We start from the raw sequence: 4,049 nt of genomic DNA, 5'->3' as shown, positions 1-4,049 counted from the left end.
CGCCACGACCCCCGGGCCGCGCGATGGGCGACCGCCCGGGCCCGCTCCACGTCCATCCCCCCTCCCGACCGATCGCCAGATCGTGCCCCAGCGGGAGCCGGTTGTCGACACCGGCGACCCCGGCACCGCTCGTCCGGCAGCCTCGGCCCGCCCGCTCGTCCGGCACCTCGGCCCGGCCCGGCCGGCAGCCTCGGCCCGGCCCGCTCACCCCGGTCGGACGAGGATGGCTCACCCCCGGCGGAGGCAGCCTCGCAGTCGGCGGGATGCCGCCCGCCAGTGCCGACCCCGGAAAGGAGTGCGCATGGCCACCGCGACCAGCGTCACCCGCACCGACCAGGACCTCCAGAACGACGTGCTCGACGAACTGGCCTGGGATCCCCGGGTGAGTCCCACCGAGGTGGGGGTGACCGTCACCGAGGGCGTGGTGACGCTGACCGGCTGGGTGGACAGCTACGCGGCCAAGTGGGCGGCGGAACGGGCCGCCCACCGGGTGGCCCGGGTCCGGGCCGTCGCCAACGACCTCACCGTGCGGATCGCCCCGTCGGCGCGACGCACCGACGCGGATATCGCCCTGGCCGCCGGGCGGGCCCTGGAGTGGGACGCCTTCGTGCCGGTGGAGAACCTGGAGGTGACCGTCGCCGACGGCTGGGTGACGCTACGCGGCCCGGTCGAGTGGGAGTACCAGCGCCGGGCCGCCGAGCGGGTGGTGGGCCGGTTGACCGGCGTACGCGGACTGAGCAACGGGATCACCGTCCAGCCGGCGGACCGGCCGAGCGGCGACGAACTGCCCGAACGGATCGTCGACGCGCTGGCCCGCAGCGGCGCCACCGAACCGGACCGGGTCAGCGTCCGGGTGTACGGCGACACGGCGGTCCTCGACGGGCTGGTCCACTCGGTGACCGAGCGGGACGAGGTGGAACGGATCGTCTGGTCCGCCCCGGGCATCCGGGAGGTGCACAACCACGTCACGGTGGCACGCTGAGACCACCCGGCCCGGGTGAGCCGGCGTCACCCGCCCCGGCGGCAGGCTCGGGGTCATGACCGACTCCGACAGCGGCCCGATGACGACGCCGTTGCAGGTCACCGCCCGGCTGCGGGTGCCGGTGGACGACACCGACCACGTCCGTGGGCGGGTGGACGCGCCGGTCACCGTCGTGCAGTACGGCGACTTCCAGTGCCGCTACTGCGGGGCTGCGCACCGGAACCTGACCGAGGCGCTGCGCCAGCGGGCCGACGTCGTCCGCCTGGTCTACCGGCACTTCCCGATCGCGAACGTGCACCCGTACGCGGAGGCCGCGGCGGAGGTCGCCGAGGCCGCCGGGCGGCGGGGCCGGTTCTGGGCGATGCACGACTGGCTCTACGAGCACCAGGACCAGCTCGACCCGGTGCACCTGTCGCTCGGCGTGGAGCAGCTCGGGCTGCCGCCCGACGAGGTCGGCGTGGAGGTCGAGCGGCAGGCGTACGCCGACCGGGTGCGGCGCGACTTCGTCGGCGGGATCCGCAGCGGGGTGAACGGCACCCCCACCCTGTTCATCAACGAGGTCTGCCACGAGGGCGGGTACGACCTGCCGGAGCTGCTCGTCGCGGTGGACGCGGTGGCCGGCGCCTGACCGGACGCGTGCCGCCCACCGCCGGGATCGCACCGCCCGGCGGCGGGTCGCACCGTCCTGCGCCGCCCGTCGGAGGCTCAGATCAGGCGCAGTTCGCGGGCCCGGCGGACCGCCTCGCGGCGACGGGTCGCGTCGAGCTTGCGGTAGATGTTGCGCACGTGCGTCTTCACCGTGTTGACCGACAGGGACAACTCACTGGCGATCTCCACGTTGGACAGGATGCTCTGCAGGTAACGCAGGATGGTCAACTCCCGCTCGGTCAACGGCTCGTCCAGCGTCCGGGCCGTCCCGGCCGGCCCCCGCTCGGCGGGTTCCCCGGCACCCCGCACCAGGTCGCTCACGGTCGGCCAGTGCGCGGTCCCGGAATCCAGGTGCGCGGCGAGCAGATCCCGGACCGCCGGCTCGGCGCGGGTGAACACCCGCCGGTGGCCCTCCGGCGCGGCCAGGTCGAGCACCCGCTCCAGCAGCCGGCCCGCGCGCCGGTCGTCGCCGTCGCGCCGGGCCAGCACCGCCTCCAACAGCCCGGCGGCGAGGCGTACCGGCAACGGCCAGGCCTCGGCGTCCGGGCCGTCCCACCGCGGCAGGGCGTACCCGGCGGCCCGCACGTCGCCGGCCCGCAACTCCACTTGGGCCAGCGCCAACGCCAGCACCGGCGGCCGGTCGGGTTGCCTACCCCGATCAGCGAGCAACCCCCGGGCGGTGTCCACGTCCCCCTGCCCACCACGCAGGTCCGCCTCCAGGGCGAGCAGCCGGTCGCCGAGTCCCCCGTCGGGCCGCTCCTCGGTCCGCGCCCGGGTCACCAGCTGGGTCGCGGCGGCGGCCTGACCGGCGTCGCGCAGCAGCGCGGCCCGGCAGAGTGTCGCGGCGGCCCCGGCCGTGGGCTCACCGGCCGCCGCGCCGGTGAGCGCCAACCGGGCGGCGGCCTCCTCCGGCTGGTCGCGGTACAGGGCCACCAGGGCCAGCGCCAGATGGGCGTGGGCGCACTCGACGCGGCTCGACCAGCCCTGGCACGGTGGCATCTCCAGAGCCGCCCGGGCGGTCCCCTCGGCGGCCCGCAGCCTCCCGGCCAGGGCGTGCAGCAGCGCCAGCCGGGCGGCGCAGACCAGCACCGTGCGCGCCCGACGGGTGTCGCGCGCGGCGTCGTACGCCCCGGCGAGCCGGGCCGCCGCCGCCGGCAGGTCGCCCTCGGCCAGGTCGCTCAGGCCGAGGGCCGTCCCGGCCACCGCCCGCACGTCGGCGTCCTCGCCGGCCCGGGTCCGCGGATCGAGGGCCGCGGCGCCCCCGCTGCCGTCGGACGAAGGGATGGTGGCGAGCAGCCGGGCCGCCACGGCGCGGACCTCCCGGTGGTCGCCGGCGAGCCGGGCCAGGGTGAGTTCCAGGGCGGTGGCCAGCCGGCGGAACCGGTCCCGGCGTGGGGCGGGCAGTGACCCCGCCGCCGCGGCGGCGTCGTGCAGCCGGGCGGCGGCGGCCTGGGCGTCACCGGCGTACGCCCGTTCGGCGGCACAGGCCAGGGCCAGTTCCGGGTCGCGGCGCACCGCCTCCGCCGGGGGCGGCGGTGGCGGTGGGCAGGTCGGGGCCTCCCGGTCGTACGGGACGAGTTCCGGCCAGCCGGTGAGCAGCAGCTCGGTGGCCCGCTCCCACTCCCCGCCGGCGAGCGCGTGCCGCAGCGCCTCGGCGGGACGGTCCTGGTCGGCGTACCAGCCGGTGGCGCGCCGGTGCAGGTCCCGCCGGGCCTGCTCGTCCAGCCCGTCCAGCTCGTCGCGGAGCAGGTCGGCCAGCAGCGGGTGCGGCCGGTACCAGGGCGGGTCGCTGTCGTCGGCGTGCAGGAAGCCGCCGTCGCGGGCCAGCTCGGCCAGCAGCTGGCCGCCGTCACCCCGGCCGGTCAGCGCGTCGGCCAGGTCGGCCCGTACCGCCGGGCTGACCGCCGTACGCCGCAGCAGCTCCCGCGCCGGCGGCGGCAACCCGCCCAACACCTCCGCCCGCAGGTACGCGGCGACCTCCGGCTGGTCGCCGCCGAACCGGTCGGCCCAGCGTTCCGGGTCGGCGTGGCCGTGGGCGGCCAGCGCGGCGAACCGCAGGGCGGCCGGCCAGCCGCCGGTGCGCTCACGCAGCCGGGTGACCGCCGCCGAGGGCAACGGGGTGCCGTGCGCGACCAGCAGGTCGGCGACCTCGTCGACGGTGAAGGCCAGCTCCTGCGGACCGATCTCGGTCAGCTCGCCGGTCAGCCGCAACCGGTGCAACGGCAACGGCAGCTCGCCCCGCGCCCCGGCGACCAGCCGCAGCCGCCCGTCGGTGTGCCGCAGCAGGAACTCCAGCCCGGTCAGCGCGGCCGGGTCGGCGACCCGGTGCAGGTCGTCGAGGACCAGCAGCACCGGCCGTTCCCGGGCGGCCAGTGCGGCGGCGAGCAGCTCCAGCTGGTCGGGGCGGGGGGTGCTGGGC

General features: G+C 77.4%; 3 protein-coding genes. 2 read left to right on the top strand and 1 reads right to left on the bottom strand.

The features are described 5' to 3' along the window. Positions 1-301 precede the first annotated feature (301 nt). Positions 302-982, top strand: a complete 681-nt coding sequence (locus E1165_RS28130) for a BON domain-containing protein (protein WP_132394721.1) — start codon at positions 302-304, stop codon at positions 980-982. A 79-nt stretch (positions 983-1,061) separates the two neighbouring features. Continuing rightward, positions 1,062-1,610 carry a DsbA family protein gene (locus tag E1165_RS28125; RefSeq protein ID WP_132394722.1) on the top strand — a complete coding sequence of 183 codons (549 nt, stop codon included), beginning with the start codon at positions 1,062-1,064 and terminating at the stop codon, positions 1,608-1,610. Between the two features lie 77 nt (positions 1,611-1,687). Here E1165_RS28125 and E1165_RS28120 read toward each other — a convergent pair. Continuing rightward, on the bottom strand, positions 1,688-4,049 hold a 2,362-nt coding region (locus E1165_RS28120), incomplete at its 5' end, for a LuxR C-terminal-related transcriptional regulator (RefSeq protein WP_132394720.1).

Origin of the sequence: Micromonospora sp. KC723 (assembly GCF_004348595.1) — a bacterium.
GTDB lineage: Bacteria > Actinomycetota > Actinomycetes > Mycobacteriales > Micromonosporaceae > Micromonospora.
This window is presented reverse-complemented; position numbering and strand designations above follow the sequence as displayed.